Raw genomic sequence first — 15,530 nt, 5'->3', positions numbered from 1 at the left:
AGGACTTTGGCCCCGGACCGTGACGTATCTCGCAGGTGCCGTGAACAACTCACAGCTGCCCAAAGGGGCGTGGCGGTGACGGGATCCAGTCGGTCCGCTACGCGGCGACCGGCTGCTTCGCCTCCGTCGTCGGGGCGGACGCGGGGTCGTCGGAGGCGGTGGCCGCCTCTCCCGGGGCCGTCTTGCGCAGGCCCTTGAGGAGGATCACCAGGGCCGCCGTGACCGCCGTGCCGATGGCGATGGCCAGCAGGTAGAGGAACGGGCTGCCGATCAGGAAGGTGACCCAGATGCCGCCGTGCGGAGCGCGCAGGGTGGAACCGAAGGCCATGGTCAGCGCACCGGTGACCGCGCCGCCGGCCATGGAGGCGGGGATGACGCGCAGCGGGTCGGCCGCGGCGAACGGGATGGCGCCCTCGGAGATGAAGGAGGCGCCGAGGATCCAGGCCGCCTTGCCGTTCTCCCGCTCGGTCTCGGTGAACAGCTTCTTGCGCACGGTCGTCGCGAGAGCCATGCCCAGCGGCGGCACCATGCCGGCCGCCATCACGGCTGCCATGACCTTCATCGCCGAGTCGCTCGGGTCCTGCACGGCGATGCCTGCGGTGGCGAAGGCGTAGGCGACCTTGTTGACCGGGCCGCCCAGGTCGAAGCACATCATCAGGCCGAGGAGGATGCCGAGGAGGATGGCGTTGGTGCCGGAGAGGCCGTTCAGCCAGTCCGTCATCGCCTTCTGGGCCTCGGCGATCGGCTTGCCGATCACGATGAACATCAGGAAGCCGACGACGATCGACGAGACCAGTGGGATCACCACCACCGGCATGATGCCGCGCAGCACCGGTGGGATCTTGATCTTCTGGATGCCGAGGACGACCGCGCCCGCCAGCAGACCGGCGACCAGGCCGCCGAGGAAGCCCGCGGCGATGTTGACGGAGATCATGCCGCCGACGAAGCCGGGCACGAGGCCGGGCCGGTCCGCCATGCCGTAGGCGATGTAGCCCGCGAGGACGGGGATCAGGAAGCCGAAGGCGACGCCACCGATCTGGAAGAGGAGCGCGCCCCAGCTGTCGACCTGGCCCCAGTCGAAGTGCTCCATGACCGGCTTGGCCTCGTTGATCTGGTAGCCGCCGATCGCGAAGCCGAGGGCGATCAGCAGACCGCCCGCCGCGACGAACGGAACCATGTAGCTCACGCCGGTCATCAGCCACTTGCGGAGCTTGGTGCCATAGCTGTCGCCCGCGTCACCGCCCCGCTCGACCGGCGTGGAACCGGCCCCGGGGGCGCCTGTCACCTCACCGCGTGCCGCCTTCCCGCGCACCTCGGTGATGAGCTCGGTGGGACGGTTGATGCCCGCCTTCACTCCGACGTCGACGGTCGGCTTGCCGGCGAAGCGGTCCTTGTCGCGTACGGGGACGTCGTGGGCGAAGATCACGCCGTCCGCCGCCTCGATGACGGCCGGGTCGAGCCGCGTGAAGCCGGCCGAGCCCTGGGTCTCGACGACGAGTTCGACGCCCGCCTCGCGGCCCGCGTTCTCCAGGGACTCGGCCGCCATGTAGGTGTGGGCGATGCCGGTCGGGCAGGAGGTGACGGCGACGATGCGGAAGGGGCGCGCGTCGGCGGTGTCCGCCCCGTTCGCGTCCGTGGCGCCCGGCGCCGGAGCGGTCGTGCCGCCCGGCGCCGGGGCCGCGGTACCCGTGGCGGTGTCGGCGGAGGCCGCCCCCGACACCGCCACGGAGTCCGAAGAGGCGCCCGCGGGAGCGCCCGCGGACGAGCCCGCCGCGTCCGCCTCCGGCGCGTCCCCGCGGATGAGCGCCGCCGCTGCCGCCGCGTCGTCCACCGCGCGCAGCGCGTCGGTGAACTCCGCGTTCATCAGCTGCCGCGCCAGCGACGACAGGATCGTCAGATGGGCGTCGTCCGCGCCGGCGGGCGCGGCGATCAGGAAGATCAGGTCGGCGGGGCCGTCCGCCGCGCCGAAGTCGATGCCGGCGGCGCTGCGCCCGAAGGCGAGCGTCGGCTCGGTGACGTGCGCGCTGCGGCAGTGCGGGATGCCGATGCCACCGTCCAGGCCGGTCGGCATCTGGGCCTCGCGAGCGGCCACGTCGCCGAGGAAGCCCTCCAGGTCGGTCACCCGGCCCAGGGTGACCATCCGTTCGGCGAGGGCGCGTGCCGCCGCTTCCTTGGTGTCGGCGGACAGGTCGAGATCGACCAGGTCCGCGGTGATCATGTCGCTCATCGCGGGCTCCTTCGCACGCGTATCGCCCGGGGAGTGGAGTGGGCGGGGGCGGGGACGAGGGTGGGGACGGGGGTGCGGTGGGGGGTCTTGGGGGTGAGCTCAGGAGCGAACCCGAGGGTGAGCTCGGGAGTGAGCTCCGGGGTGGTGGGGGCGAGGCCGGGGAAGTCCCGCCCCCACCGGGCGGCAGGGCGGCTCAGGTGGCCCTGCCTCCCGCGGGCCGCGACGAGTAACGGGGAGTCTCGCCGCTTCATGGCCGGTCCACTGGGGAGTGCCGAGCGCGTGGGGAACGCCCCGCGAGCAGAGCCGGGGGCCTTCGGCGTCAGCGCCCCAGGAGCGAAACGGTTCGTCATGACACCGGCTCCTTCAGTGCGCGGTCAACCGGTACCTCCGCCGTCACCGTGACCGCGGCCGGGTCCAGGTCGGACGGGGTCGGCATCACGCTGCCGGGCAGTTGTACGGCGGCGGCGCCGTGGGCGACGGCGGAGGCGAGGGCCTCCGGGCCGCTGCCGCCCGCGATGAGGAAGCCGGCGAGGGAGGAGTCGCCGGCACCCACGTTGCTGCGTACGGCGTCGACGCGCGCGCCGGCGTACCAGGTGCCCGCGCCGTCCACGAGGAGTTGGCCGTCGGCGCCCAGACTCGCGAGCACGGCGCGTGCGCCCATCTCGCGCAACTCCTCGGCCGCCTTCACCGCGTCGCCCACCGTGGCCAGGGGGCGCCCGACGGCCTCCGCGAGCTCCTCGGCGTTCGGCTTCACCACGTCGGGACGTTCGCGCAGCGCCTCCAGGAGCGCCCGCCCCGAGGTGTCCAGCGCGATACGCGCGCCCCCGGCGTGCGCCCGCGCGACCACGTCGGCGTACCACGACGGTGCGAGCCCCCGGGGCAGGCTCCCGCAGCACGCGATCCAGTCCGCGTCACGCGACTGCGCCCGTACCGTCTCCAGGAGCAGTTCCTGCTCCTCCGCCGACAGCTCGGGGCCCGGCGCGTTGATCTTCGTCAGTACGCCGTCGGACTCGGCCAGCGCGATGTTCGAGCGGGTGGCGCCCGCGACCGGGACCGGCGCGACCTCGATGCCCTGCGCGTCGAGCAGATCCGCCACGAGTGCACCCGGCGCACCGCCCAGGGGCAGCACCGCGACCGTACGCCGGCCCGCGGCCGCCACGGCGCGCGAGACGTTCACGCCCTTGCCGCCCGGGTCCATGCGCTCGCCGGTGGCGCGGATGACCTCGCCGCGCTCCAGCGAGGGAACCTCGTAGGTGCGGTCCAGGGACGGGTTCGGGGTGACGGTGAGGATCATGCGCGCACTACTTCCGTGCCGCCGCGCTCGATGGCGGTGGCGTCTTCGGGGCTCAGCCCGCTGTCGGTGATCAGCAGGTCCACGTCGCTCAGGTCGCCGAAGCGGGCGAAGTGCTCCTGGCCGTGCTTGGAGGAGTCGGCGAGCAGCACCACACGGCGGGCGGCGGCGATCGCCGCGCGCTTGACCGCGGCCTCGGCGAGGTCGGGGGTGGTCAGGCCATGGTCGGCGGAGAAGCCGTTGGCCGCCACGAACAGGACATCTGCCCGGATCTCGCCGTACGCGCGAAGCGCCCAGGCATCGACGGCGGCGCGCGTACGGTGTCGCACGCGCCCTCCGACGAGGTGGAGCTGGATGCCGGGGTGGTCCGCGAGGCGGGCCGCGATCGGCAGGCTGTGCGTGACGACGGTGAGCGCGGCCTCCAACGGGATGGCGCCGGCCAGCCGGGCGACCGTGGTGCCGGCGTCGAGGATCAGGGTGCCCTCGGTCGGGAGTTCGGCGACGGCCGCCTTGGCGATGTGGTCCTTCTCGTCGGCCGCCGTCGTCTCGCGCTCGGCGAGGTCCGGCTCGAAGTCGAGGCGCCCGGCGGGGATGGCTCCGCCGTGCACGCGGCGCAGCAGGCCCGCGCGGTCCAGGGCCTTCAGGTCCCGGCGGATCGTCTCCGCGGTGACCTGGAACTCCTCGGCCAGTGAGAGCACGTCCACCCGCCCGCCGTCACGCGCGAGCCGGAGGATCTCCTGCTGCCGCTCCGGTGCGTACATGTCCGCTCGCCTCCGACTCGATGTCCGACCGTTTCCGACGTGTGCCCGAACTTGTGGTTTCGCCTGGAGGCTACGCCCGGATTTCCGGAAAGTAAACAGGTTCGGGCCTGATTCGGGCATGAACGGACTTTCGGCCTGGTGGGAGCATGCCGAAGGCCCGGCGCGCACGGGGCGCCGGGCCTTTCTCCACGGGCTCAGATATCCACGGGCTCAGATATCCACGCGCTCAAATAGCCACGCGCTCAGGTCAGACGAGCTCCAGCTCCTTCTCGCCCGTGCTCACCGGCTCCTCCCCCGCCCCCTCCAGATGCTGCGCCCCGCGCTTCGGCAGCGCGAACATCAGCAGGAAGATCAGGGCCATGACCGCCGCGACCCAGCCCAGCGCGTGCTGGAAGGCGTCGACGAAGACCGGTCCCACCTGCTCGCGACGCAGCGCGTCCGGGATCTCGCTGAAGAAGACCACCGACACCAGGCCGAGCCCGAGCGCGTTGCCCATCTGCTGCACGGTGTTGATGAGGCCGGACGCCGATCCGGCGTGCTCGCGCGGTACGCCGGACAGCACCATGTCGGTCAGCGGGGCGAAGATCAGGCCCATGCCGAGGCCCATCACGATCAGCGGGAGCGCCATCTGCCAGGGGGCGATGGCGGTGCCGTACCGGCCGGCCTCCCAGAGGTAGAGCAGAACGCCCGCGGCCATGGTCAGCGCGCCGCACTGAAGGACCGCACGGCCTCCGACACGCGGTACCAGCTTCTGCACCGACAGCCCGGCGGCCAGGGAGACCGCGATCGAGAACGGCACCCCGGTCAGGCCCGCCTTCAGCGGCCGCCAGCCCAGTCCGACCTGCATGTACAGCGTCCACACCAGGAAGAAGATGCCGAGGCCGATACCGAAGACCGTCTGGACGGCTACACCGGCGGCGAAGCTCTTCACGCGGAACAGGGAGAGTTCGATGAGCGGGGAGCCGTCACGGGCCGCCTTGCGCTTCTCGTACGTCACGAGCGCGGCGAAGACGACGAGCGCGCCGGCCATCGACCCGTACCCCCACAGCGGCCAGCCCAGCTCACGGCCCCGGGTCAGCGGGTAGAGCAGCATGAGCAGGCCCAGGGTCACCAGGGCGACGCCCACCAGGTCGAGCCGCAGGGCACGCGGCGCCTTCGACTCGGTGATGTAGCGGCTGCCGAGGATCAGGCCCGCGATGCCGACCGGAAGGTTGATGAGGAAGATCGGGCGCCATTCCAGGCCGAGGATGTTCCACTCCGTCAGCAGGGCGCCGAGCAGCGGACCCGACACCGCGCCCAGGCCGACGATCGCGCCGAACAGCCCGAAGACCTTGCCACGCTCCTCCGCCGGGAACGTCGCGTGCACGATCGACAGCACCTGCGGCACCATCAGCGCCGCCATACCGCCCTGGAGGATCCGCGAGGCGACCAGCATCTCCGGGTTCGCGGCGAGGCCGCACAGCGCGGAGGCGAGGGTGAAGCCGCCGATGCCGATGAGGAAGAGCCGCTTGCGGCCGTGGATGTCGCCGAGACGTCCGCCGGTGATGAGACCGGCGGCGAAGGCGAGCGCGTAGCCGGCCGTTATCCACTGGATCTGGCTGACGCTCGCGCCGGCCTCGGCCTGGATGGACGGGATGGCGATGTTGACGATCGTGACGTCGACGAGGTCCATGAAGGCCGCGGTCATCACGATCGCGAGGGCGAACCAGCGGCGCCGGTCGGGCGTGGGCGCCGAAGACGGAGAGAGCGGTGAAACCACGGTTTCGGTGGAGGTCATGTGCTCAAGCTACGACCCGATTAGGTCAGATCGTGTCCTAGATCTACGGCATCCTCGAACTCATGACGACGGATACTCCGGCCCGGCTTCTCCAACTCCTCTCGCTCCTCCAGACCCCGCGCGAATGGCCCGGCGGTGAGCTCGCCGACCGGCTCGGGGTGTCCCGCCGTACCGTGCGGCGGGACGTCGACCGGCTGCGCGAACTGGGCTACCCGGTGCAGGCCAGCAAGGGTTCCGACGGCGGCTACCGGCTCGTCGCGGGCAAGGCGATGCCGCCGCTCGTCCTCGACGACGAGGAGGCGGTCGCCATCGCGGTCGGGCTGCGGGCGGGGGCCGGGCACGCGGTCGAGGGGGTCGACGAGGCGTCCGTACGGGCGCTGGCCAAGCTGGAGCAGGTGCTGCCGTCCCGGCTACGGCACCGTGTCTCCACCCTCCAGGCCGCGACCACGCCGCTGACCAGCGGGGACGGAGCGAGCATCGCGCCCGAGACGCTGACCGTCATGGCCTCGACCGTCGCCGGGCACGAGCGGCTGCGGTTCGCCTACCGCACGAAGGACGGGACCGAGTCGCGCCGGGTGACGGAGCCGTACCGGCTGGTGTCGACCGGGCGGCGGTGGTACCTCGTCGCGTACGACCTCGATCGCGACGACTGGCGCACGTTCCGGGTCGACCGGGTGAGCGAGCCGTTCGCGACGGGAGCGCGGTTCGCTCCGCGGGAGTTGCCGACGGGGAGCGCGGCGGAGTATCTGCGGCAGTCGATGTACCGACGGCAGGAGACGTACGAGTTCGCCGTCACGTTCGCCGCTTCGGCGGAGGTGGTCGCGGCGCGGGTGCCGGGGTGGGTCGGGACGCCGGAACCGACGGGCGAGGGGCACTGCCGGCTCCGGGCGGAGTCGGGGGACGCGGTGGAGTGGCTGGCGATTCGGCTTGCCATGACGGGGGTGGAGTTCACGGTGGAGTCGCCCGGTGAACTGGTGGAGTGTGTAAGGGGGTTGGGGGAGCGGTTGGTCCGGGCCGCGGGTGGGTGAACCGGGCCCCGGTCAGAGCTGCCCGGGGTGGGGGCTGGGCGGGTGCCGGTCCTGCGGCACGACTGCTCGCGCCGGGGAGTTACGTCCGCTCCCACGGAAACCCTTCCAACACCCCCAGGTTCCGCAACGCCAGCTCCGCCGGTCCCGTCGGCCCGGTCGCCCTTGCGTCCGTGGCCACCCACGCCTCCACCGCCGTCCGCACCGCCGCGCTCGCGACCGCCGCCGCGAAACGGAGTTCGGCGGTGACGACAGGAGCGGCAACGTTGTCAGCCACCTGGGCCGCCCCACCGCCCCGCTCCCCCAGCACCTCCGCCAACATCCGCTCCGCGTCCCGGCACACCTCCGCCCACACCTTGCCCAGCGCCGGGCTGGTCTCCGCCAGGCGGATCAGGGTGCGTACCCATTCCCAGGAGGCGGCGGAGACTCCGGCACCCGGCGTGAGGGTCCGGCGTACCGCGTGTTCCAGGGCCTCCGGCACGGAGAGTTCCGCCGGCGCCTCCCGCACCGCTTCCGCCCAGCGCTGGGCGCCTGCCGCGTAGAGCGGGGCGACGGCCTCCTCCTTGGTCGCGAAATAGCGGTAGAACGTACGCGGCGCGATTCCGGCGGCCTGGGCGATGTCCTCGGCGCGTGTGGCACGCAGCCCGCGCTGGACGAAGAGCCCGGCCGCCGCTCTGGCGATGTCCATCCGCGTCTCGGCCTTGCGCCGCTCGGTCAGCGAGGCCGAGGCCTGCCCCGATGCCGACGCACGGGAAGAACTGGTGGAACGCGGTGCTGGGGTGGGGCTGCTCACATCGGCAGGCTATGCCCATGTGACACAATCTGCCATCCGGCGGGCCACCCCGTGGTTCAGGTACGGGGTGACCTGCCGTCCAGCATGCCTTGCCACCGGCCGAGCAAAAAGCAGAGCCGGACCCCGGCACCCGGGGGAGGGCGCCGAAGTCCGGCTCAGGGAGAGTCCCGGCGCCGGGGGGAGTGCGTCGGGACTTGGCTCTGGGGGCCCGGCCCTCGCCAGAGGACCGGACTCGTACGGCTCACGTTCTCGAACTCATGTACCTGAACTCATGGACCCTGAAGTCTTGTTCCCAGGGTCCTGTCTGTTGAAGCGACCCAACACAGCCATGTTTGCGCCGTGTTGCGACACCCGGCGTGCGCGGGCACGCCCGCGTCGACGCGGTCGGCCCTACGCCGCCGCGTCGAACCCCGTGTCCCGGGCCAGCTTCTTCAGCTCCAGCAGGGCGTGCTTCTCGATCTGGCGGATGCGCTCGCGCGTCAGCCCGTGCTCCTTGCCGACCTCGGTCAGGGTGCGCTCCCGGCCGTCCTCGATGCCGTAGCGCATCTTGATGATCGACGCCGTGCGCTGGTCGAGGCGGCCGATCAGGTCGTCCAGTTCCTCGCTGCGCAGGAGGGTCAGGACGGACTGCTCGGGCGAGACCGCGGAGGTGTCCTCCAGCAGGTCCCCGAACTGGGTGTCGCCGTCGTCGTCGATCGACATGTTCAGCGAGACCGGGTCGCGGGCCCAGTCCAGGACGTCCGTCACGCGCTCGGGGGTGGAGCCGAGCTCCTGTGCGATCTCGGCGGGCTCCGGGTCGCGGCCGTTCTCCCGGTTGAACTCGCGCTGGACCCGGCGGATGCGGCCGAGCTCCTCGACGAGGTGGACGGGGAGGCGGATCGTGCGCGACTGGTCGGCTATCGAGCGGGTGATCGCCTGGCGGATCCACCAGGTGGCGTACGTGGAGAACTTGAAGCCCTTGCGGTAGTCGAACTTCTCCACCGCGCGCACCAGGCCCGCGTTGCCCTCCTGGATCAGGTCGAGCAGGGGGAGGCCGCTGCGCGGGTAGCGGCGGGCGACCGCGACCACGAGGCGGAGGTTGGAACGGATGAAGACGTCCTTGGCCCGCTCGGCCTCGTCGACCAGCGCCTCGAGCTCCTCGCGGGTGGCGTCCGCCTTGGACTCCTCGTACCCGTCGAGAACCTGCCGCGCGAACACACCCGCCTCGATCATCTGGGACAGCTCGACTTCCTTGGCGGCGTCGAGCAGCGGGGTGCGCGCGATCTCGTCGAGGTACATGCCGACCAGGTCGCGGTCGGCGATCTCGCCGGCGTGGGCGCGAACACTGCGTGCCTTGTCGACGGCCTCGCCGGAGGCGGACTGACGACGGGCGACGGCACGGGTTGCCATGCGTGTGCTCCCTTGCGATGTGGGCTGGCGGGTGGTCCTTGGCTGCCTGGTCCCGATCCGGTCCGGCACTGTCCGGTCCGGACTCTCCTCGGGTGCCCTGCTTCCGATGGAAACAACGACTGGAATCAGGACAGAATTCCCAACCCGTCCCCCTATTTTTCTGATCATGCAGTATCCTGCGCGGCCGCACGGTCGGCGACGGTGCTGACCGGTTCCACGGAGCCGCAGGTCAGACCATGAGTCGCGATCGATCCCCGGCTTCTCATGAACCCCTCCCGCCCCCGCGCCCGTGAGACGCCCGTCACACTCGGCGGGATCGTCCCGGCCCGGGAAAGGGACCGGGAAAACAGCCGCCGTCGGTCGTCCTCTGCCCCAGAAGACGGCCGGCACCCCTCGATGGTTGCCAGGTCAGCGCTCTCCCGGGGAATTCACAGCGACACCACATCCCGCCCTTATGTCCCGCGGGGCGTACCGGCTCAGCCGAACTGCACCGACCGCTTCGCCATCCCCATCCAGAACCCGTCGATCACGGAGCGCTGCGAGTCCAGCTCGCCGGAGACCTCGGCCGCGCCCATCGTCACGAAGAGGGGTGCGAAGTGCTCGGTGCGCGGGTGGGCGTAGCGGCCGGCCGGGGCCTTGTGGAGGAAGTCGAGCAGTCCGTCCCAGTCCCGGGTCTCCAGGGCCCGGCGGCCCCAGTCGTCGAACTCGGAGGACCAGCTCGGCACTCCCCCGCCGGTGTGCCGGAGCGCGGCGAGGTTGTGGGTGAAGAAGCCGGAGCCGACGATCAGGACGCCCTCGTCGCGCAGGGGGGCCAGCTTGCGGCCGATCTCCATGAGCTTGACGGGGTCGAGGGTCGGCATGGAGATCTGCAGGACCGGGATGTCGGCCTCGGGGAACATCTCGACGAGGGGCACGTAGGCGCCGTGGTCGAGGCCGCGGTCCGGGATGTCCTGGACGGGGGTGCCGGGGGCGCGCAGCAGCTTGCGGACGGACTCGGCGAGCGCGGGTGCGCCGGGGGCGCCGTACGTCACCTGGTAGTAGTGCTCGGGGAAGCCCCAGAAGTCGTAGACGAGGGGGATGGTCTCGACCGCGCCGAGGGCGAGCGGGGCCTCCTCCCAGTGGGCGGAGACCATGAGGATCGCCTTGGGGCGCGGGAGGTCCGCGGACCAGGCGGCGAGTTCGCCGGGCCAGATCGGGTCGTCCGCGAGCGGCGGAGCGCCGTGACTGAGATAGAGCGCGGGCATACGCTCCCTGGTCGCGTCCTGAGCTGCGGCGGACATGGCGCGGCTCCCTTCGAAAGGTGTTATATGAACACAGTTTTCCAGGGGTCACTGGAACTGTTACTTGAACTCTAAAACTTCTACCTCCACGAACATACCCCCAACTTGTTTAACTTTCAAGGAGCCTTCTCGTACAGTGGATGACATGGCCGAAGAACCCGTCTGGCTCACCGCCGAGGAACAGCGCGTCTGGCGCTCCTACATGCACGCCACCACTCTTCTGGAGGACCACCTCGACCGCCAGTTGCAGCGGGACGCGGGCATGCCGCACATCTACTACGGGCTGCTCGTCGGCCTCGCCGAGGCGCCGCGGCGCCGGCTGCGGATGACCGAGCTGGCGATGAAGGCGAAGATCACCCGGTCCCGGCTCTCGCACGCCATCTCCCGGCTGGAGAAGAACGGCTGGGTCCGCCGCGAGGACTGTCCCTCCGACAAGCGCGGCCAGTTCGCGATCCTCACCGACGAGGGGCACGCCGTCCTGAGCCGCACCGCGCCCGGCCATGTCAGCGCCGTACGCCAGGCGATGTTCGACCGGCTCACCCCGGAACAGCAGAAGTCCCTCGGCGAGATCATGCAGATCGTCGCCGAGGGACTTCAGCCCAACGAAGCGGGTGCGGATCTGCCCTGGCTCCGCTGAACCAGGGCAGATCCCGAGGGCCGGGGCCCTCGTGGTCGTACGTACGGAGCGTCCCCGTCCCCGTACGTACGAGGCCCGAAGGGATACGACCGTCCGGTCGTCGTCGTCAGTGGGCGACGACCGGGACCGGCAGCTCGTCCTCCGCGCCCTCCCCGGCACCGGCCACGACCGAGGTGTCGGGACGGCCGGCGTTGACCAGGGTCACCACGATGACCGCGGCCAGGACCAGCATGCCGACGGCGAACCAGATCGCGTTGGTGTAACCGTGCACCTGGCCCTCCAGCGCCACCAGCTGCGCCTGCGACTTGGAGGTCGCGGAGCCGATGTGGTCGGCGATGTAGGACGTGGTGGCGGAGGCGGCGATCGTGTTCAGCAGCGCCGTACCGATCGCGCCGCCCACCTGCTGCGAGGTGTTGACCATCGCGGAGGCGACACCGGCGTCCCGGGGCTCGACGCCCATGGTGGCCAGGGACATGGCGGGCATGAACGCCGTACCCATGCCGAGACCGAGCAGCACCATCGCGGGCAGGATGACCGAGGCGTACGACGAGCCGATCTCCATCTGCGTCATGAAGAGCATGCCGACCGCGGCGACCAGGAAGCCGGGGCCCATCAGCAGGCGGGCCGGCAGGCGGGTCATCAGACGGGTGCCGATCTGGGTCGAGCCGACCATCATGCCGACGATCATCGGCATGAACGCGAAGCCGGTCTTGATCGGCGAGAAGCCCTTCACGACCTGGAGGTAGTAGGTCAGGAACAGGAAGGTGCCGAACATCGCGATGATCGCGATACCGAGCGAGAGGTAGATACCGCCGCGGTTGCGGTCGGTGACCACGCGCAGCGGCAGCAGCGGGGCCTTGACCTTGGCCTCGGTGACGACGAACGCGAGCAGCAGGACCGCGGAGGCGACGAACATGCCGACGGTCACGGAGTCGCCCCAGCCGTCGGACTCGGCGCGGGTGAAGCCGTAGACCAGCGCGACCAGACCCAGGGTGGAGAGCAGGACGCCGGGGATGTCGAGCGGGTTGCGGTTGCGGCCGCCCTCGGGCTCACGGATGACGAAGTAGGCGCCGAGCGCGGCGACGATGGCGAACGGGATGTTGACGAAGAACGTCCAGCGCCAGTCCATGTACTCGGTCAGCACGCCACCGAGGATGAAGCCGACGGCACCGCCACCACCGGCGATGGCACCGTAGATGCCGAACGCCTTGGCCCGCTCCTTGGCGTCCGTGAACATCACGGCGAGCAGGGAGAGCGCGGCGGGCGCGAGCAGCGCGCCGAAGACGCCCTGGAGGGCGCGGGCGCCGAACATCATGGCCTGGTTGGTGGCCGCGCCGCCGAGCGCGGAGGCGAGGGCGAAGCCGATGAGGCCGACGACGAAGGCGTTCTTGCGGCCCCACAGGTCGGCGATCCGGCCGCCGAAGAGGAGGAGGCCACCGAAGGCGAGGGCGTAGGCCGTGACGACCCACTGCCGGTTGCCGTCGGATATGCCGAGGTCCACCTGGGCGGACGGCAGGGCGATGTTCACGATGGTGGCGTCGAGGACGACCATCAGCTGGGCGAGCGCGATGAAGACGAGCGCCCTCCAGCGGTTGGCGTCACCGGACGGAGCCGGTGCGTCGGGAGCCTTGGCGGCTGTTTGAGACATGGGGATACCCACTTCGGGACTTCGTGACGGAAAAAAGTGTCGTGAGGGGACGGTCCGCCGATACGCGACGGCCGGTGAACGTCGGCTGTGGTGACTGCCGAGCGCTTGTAGTGACTGTGACTGCTGTGGGGCGCTGGACTAATCGGTCAGGCCTGGCGCAGGTCCTCCATGGTCATGGCCGTACCCGGCAGGTCGGAGCGGGCCGGGGCCCGCAGACCGTCCAGGAACAGCTGCAGATGGCGGTGGACGAACCGGTCGGCGCTCAGGCACATGGCACCGGCCGGGGGCCGGCTGAGCTGTGCCACGACGACCATCAGGTCGCCGACGCCGATGTCACCGCGGAGCTGGCCGGCCGCCTTCGCCCGGTCCATGAGCTCCCCGACGAGTTCCTCGCTCCGCAGCCGCGCGGCCTCGAGGTCCGGGTGGTTCTGGTCGAAGGTGCTCTGGATCATCGGGCACAGGGCGCTGACCCGCTCGTCGGCGGAGGTGTGCACGAAGCGCTCCAGCGCCTCGAAGGCGTCCCCGGTCTCGGCGAGCGCGAGCTCGGCCGCCTCCGTCATCCGGTCCATGACGGAGCAGACGACCTCGCGGACGAGCGCGTCGCGGTCGGGGAAGTTGCGGTACACCGTGGCGTTGCCGACACCGGCGCGGCGGGCGATCTCGTCGAGCGGCACATCGGGGCCGAACTCGGTGAACATCTCCCGGGCGGCGGTGACGATGCGCTCCCGGTTGCGCAGGGCGTCGGCGCGGGGCCGGGTCACCTTCTTCTGCACAGCGGTCACGGTCACGGCGTACTCCTCGGTCGGGTGGTCTGGCGATCCGGGGAGGCTCTCCCCGTTTCGCGCGAACACAGGTCTAAACGGGGAGACGCTCCCCGGTTATTTCAGGTTGAGGGAAAGAAGTGACGTGACCTGAGTCACATCCTCTCGTCCGAGAAACCCACGTTCGGCCCCTCCAGCGCGCGCCCGCGCACCCCACGACACAGGGTGATCGCAAGGGTGCAGCCCGTGGACCTGCGGCTGCCGTGGACGGAGAGGGCCGTGCATTGCAGCAGACCAGCCGGGCAGCACAGCAGACCAGCCGTCGGATACGCCCGCGCCGCGTCGCCGCCCTCGTGTCCGTGACCGCGCTGACCCTCGCGGTCAGCACCTCGGCCGGTACCCGCCACCTCGCGGCGGCCCCCGCACCCGCGGGCGCCGGACCGACCGCACTGGCCCGCACCTCCGCCCACGGCCCCTGTCTGATCCGCGGCGGCTCCGCGATCCAGATGTCCGAGGGCGTCCCCACCACCGGCGGCTACTCCCGCTCCACCGGCACCGTCCGCGCCCTCACCCTGATGATCGACTTCTCCGACGCGCGGGGCCGCGGCCCCGCCCTCGACCGTTTCCGCGAGTTCTTCCCGCAGACCCAGGACTGGTTCCGCACCAGTTCCTACGGCCGCCTCGACTACCGCCCCGAGACGCCGATCCCGACCTGGCTGCGCATGCCGAAGCCCTTCGCGTCGTACGGCATAGAGCGCGGCGCGCCCTTCGACCCCGGCTACCGGGACCTGGTCCAGGACATCGTGGCCGCGGCCGACCCGAAGGTGGACTTCCGGTCGTACGACTTCCTGAACGTGCTGGTCACCCCGAACGCCGGGCCCCCCGCGCTGGACACGGTCCTGTCGGTGACCTTCGCCGGGAACCCGGACGCCCCGGTCGCCGACGGCGTGCCGGTCGCCAACGCGTCCTTCGTCTACTCCCGTCAGGACGACGGCTCCGGCTCCTACGCGCAGACCGGCTACCGGGTCCTGCCGCACGAGAACGGACATGTCTTCGGGCTGCCCGACCTCTACACGGCGGGCGGCGGCGGCTCGGTCGGCCACTGGGACATCATGAGCGAGGACTGGGGCGCCAACAACGACCTCCTCGGCTGGCACAAGTGGAAGCTGGGCTGGCTGGACGCCTCCCAGGTGGCCTGCGCGACCGCCCGCGGCGCCACCGAGTACACCCTCACCCCGATGGCCGGGACCGGCGGGCCCAAGCTGCTCTTCGTGCCGGTCAGCGGCCGTACCGGATACGCCGTGGAGCTGCGCACCCGCGAGGGCAACGACGAGACGGTGTGCCGGCCCGGGGCGCTGATCTACAAGGTGGACGCCGACGTCGACACCGGGATGGGCCCGGTCACGGTCTACGACTCCCGCCGGGACAGCGGCGGCTGCACCCGCAGCCCCAACGTCCACGCGGAACTCTCCGACGCCCCCTTCACCCCGGGCCAGGTCTTCAAGGACCGCAGACACGGGATCCGCATCGAGGTGACGGGGGTCGATCCGTCGGGCGACTACCGGGTACGGGTGACACGGGGCTGAGCAGCCACGGGACCGGGCCTGGCCGGTATGCCCGGGCGGGGTGGGGAAGGGGACGGCTGGGGCGGGGTGCGGGAGGGTAGGGCTGGGGCGGGGTGCGGGAGGGTACGGCTGGGGCGAGTGCGGAAGGGTACGGCTGGGGCGGGGTGCGGACCGGTACGACCCGGGCGAGGCCGCTGGCCGGTACGACTCGGGGCGGGGGGCGCGGACCAGTACCACCCGGACCGGGCGGGGACCGGCACGACCCGGGCAGCGCCACTGAGCGGTGCGGACCGGACGCGGCGCGGACCGGTGCGGCGCGCGGGCAGGGCCGCTGAGCGGCACGACCCGGACCGGGCACAGAGCGGTACCACCCGGA

The 15,530-nt window shown here is 71.3% G+C and carries 12 protein-coding genes; 3 read left to right on the top strand and 9 right to left on the bottom strand.

Annotated elements, in window-relative coordinates:
• Positions 1-97: 97 nt before the first annotated feature.
• From ACIHIX_RS28680 to ACIHIX_RS28665, 4 genes are all read right to left on the bottom strand, one after another.
• Positions 98-2,227: a fructose-specific PTS transporter subunit EIIC gene (locus tag ACIHIX_RS28680; RefSeq protein ID WP_399961049.1), complete on the bottom strand. Its 2,130-nt coding sequence runs from the start codon at positions 2,225-2,227 to the stop codon at positions 98-100.
• Positions 2,228-2,573: 346 nt separating this feature from the next.
• Positions 2,574-3,521 carry a 1-phosphofructokinase gene (pfkB, locus tag ACIHIX_RS28675; protein WP_399961047.1) on the bottom strand — a complete coding sequence of 316 codons (948 nt, stop codon included), beginning with the start codon at positions 3,519-3,521 and terminating at the stop codon, positions 2,574-2,576.
• A complete protein-coding gene (locus ACIHIX_RS28670) occupies positions 3,518-4,279 on the bottom strand; it encodes a DeoR/GlpR family DNA-binding transcription regulator (protein ID WP_399961045.1) in 762 nt (253 codons plus the stop codon). Before ACIHIX_RS28670 ends, pfkB begins: the two co-directional genes overlap by 4 nt.
• A 247-nt stretch (positions 4,280-4,526) precedes the next feature.
• Positions 4,527-6,056 carry an MFS transporter gene (locus tag ACIHIX_RS28665; RefSeq protein WP_399961043.1) on the bottom strand — a complete coding sequence of 510 codons (1,530 nt, stop codon included), beginning with the start codon at positions 6,054-6,056 and terminating at the stop codon, positions 4,527-4,529.
• Between the two features lie 62 nt (positions 6,057-6,118).
• On the opposite strand from ACIHIX_RS28665, the gene ACIHIX_RS28660 reads away from it, so the two are divergent.
• Complete coding sequence (locus ACIHIX_RS28660) at positions 6,119-7,084, top strand: helix-turn-helix transcriptional regulator (RefSeq protein WP_399961041.1); 966 nt, start codon at positions 6,119-6,121, stop codon at positions 7,082-7,084.
• A 79-nt stretch (positions 7,085-7,163) separates the two neighbouring features.
• Here ACIHIX_RS28660 and ACIHIX_RS28655 read toward each other — a convergent pair whose 3' ends face one another.
• The 3 genes from ACIHIX_RS28655 to ACIHIX_RS28645 all read right to left on the bottom strand — a co-directional run bounded on the left by ACIHIX_RS28655 (position 7,164) and on the right by ACIHIX_RS28645 (position 10,543).
• Positions 7,164-7,769 (bottom strand): TetR/AcrR family transcriptional regulator, encoded by a 606-nt coding sequence (locus ACIHIX_RS28655; RefSeq protein WP_399961454.1) that lies wholly within the window; start codon positions 7,767-7,769, stop codon positions 7,164-7,166.
• A gap of 495 nt (positions 7,770-8,264) precedes the next feature.
• Positions 8,265-9,263 carry an RNA polymerase sigma factor RpoD/SigA gene (locus ACIHIX_RS28650; RefSeq protein WP_399961040.1) on the bottom strand — a complete coding sequence of 333 codons (999 nt, stop codon included), beginning with the start codon at positions 9,261-9,263 and terminating at the stop codon, positions 8,265-8,267.
• A 476-nt stretch (positions 9,264-9,739) separates the two neighbouring features.
• A complete protein-coding gene (locus ACIHIX_RS28645; RefSeq protein WP_399961038.1) occupies positions 9,740-10,543 on the bottom strand; it encodes a dioxygenase in 804 nt (267 codons plus the stop codon).
• Positions 10,544-10,688: 145 nt separating this feature from the next.
• Between ACIHIX_RS28645 and ACIHIX_RS28640 the strand changes: the two genes are divergently transcribed.
• A complete protein-coding gene (locus ACIHIX_RS28640) occupies positions 10,689-11,180 on the top strand; it encodes a MarR family winged helix-turn-helix transcriptional regulator (protein ID WP_399961036.1) in 492 nt (163 codons plus the stop codon).
• A gap of 106 nt (positions 11,181-11,286) precedes the next feature.
• Here ACIHIX_RS28640 and ACIHIX_RS28635 read toward each other — a convergent pair whose 3' ends face one another.
• Positions 11,287-12,828 (bottom strand): MFS transporter, encoded by a 1,542-nt coding sequence (locus ACIHIX_RS28635; protein WP_399961034.1) that lies wholly within the window; start codon positions 12,826-12,828, stop codon positions 11,287-11,289.
• A 146-nt stretch (positions 12,829-12,974) separates the two neighbouring features.
• A complete protein-coding gene (locus tag ACIHIX_RS28630; protein WP_399961032.1) occupies positions 12,975-13,616 on the bottom strand; it encodes a TetR/AcrR family transcriptional regulator in 642 nt (213 codons plus the stop codon).
• Between the two features lie 257 nt (positions 13,617-13,873).
• Here ACIHIX_RS28630 and ACIHIX_RS28625 point away from each other — a divergent pair, with 257 nt between their 5' ends.
• Complete coding sequence (locus ACIHIX_RS28625) at positions 13,874-15,175, top strand: M6 family metalloprotease domain-containing protein (protein WP_399961030.1); 1,302 nt, start codon at positions 13,874-13,876, stop codon at positions 15,173-15,175.
• Positions 15,176-15,530 lie beyond the last annotated feature (355 nt).

It is taken from the genome of Streptomyces sp. NPDC051913, assembly GCF_044593635.1.
GTDB lineage: Bacteria > Actinomycetota > Actinomycetes > Streptomycetales > Streptomycetaceae > Streptomyces.
Note: the sequence above shows the minus strand (reverse complement) of the source record. Positions and strands in the feature narration are given on the sequence as shown.

Bases quoted from the DNA above. Each gene is read 5' to 3' on its own strand.
- ACIHIX_RS28680 (WP_399961049.1), bottom strand. From the start codon at position 2,227: ATGAGCGACATGATCACCGCGGACCTGGTCGATCTCGACCTGTCCGCC.
- pfkB (WP_399961047.1), bottom strand. From the start codon at position 3,521: ATGATCCTCACCGTCACCCCGAACCCGTCCCTGGACCGCACCTACGAG.
- ACIHIX_RS28670 (WP_399961045.1), bottom strand. From the start codon at position 4,279: ATGTACGCACCGGAGCGGCAGCAGGAGATCCTCCGGCTCGCGCGTGAC.
- ACIHIX_RS28665 (WP_399961043.1), bottom strand. From the start codon at position 6,056: ATGACCTCCACCGAAACCGTGGTTTCACCGCTCTCTCCGTCTTCGGCG.
- ACIHIX_RS28660 (WP_399961041.1), top strand. From the start codon at position 6,119: ATGACGACGGATACTCCGGCCCGGCTTCTCCAACTCCTCTCGCTCCTC.
- ACIHIX_RS28655 (WP_399961454.1), bottom strand. From the start codon at position 7,769: ATGGACATCGCCAGAGCGGCGGCCGGGCTCTTCGTCCAGCGCGGGCTG.
- ACIHIX_RS28650 (WP_399961040.1), bottom strand. From the start codon at position 9,263: ATGGCAACCCGTGCCGTCGCCCGTCGTCAGTCCGCCTCCGGCGAGGCC.
- ACIHIX_RS28645 (WP_399961038.1), bottom strand. From the start codon at position 10,543: ATGTCCGCCGCAGCTCAGGACGCGACCAGGGAGCGTATGCCCGCGCTC.
- ACIHIX_RS28640 (WP_399961036.1), top strand. From the start codon at position 10,689: ATGGCCGAAGAACCCGTCTGGCTCACCGCCGAGGAACAGCGCGTCTGG.
- ACIHIX_RS28635 (WP_399961034.1), bottom strand. From the start codon at position 12,828: ATGTCTCAAACAGCCGCCAAGGCTCCCGACGCACCGGCTCCGTCCGGT.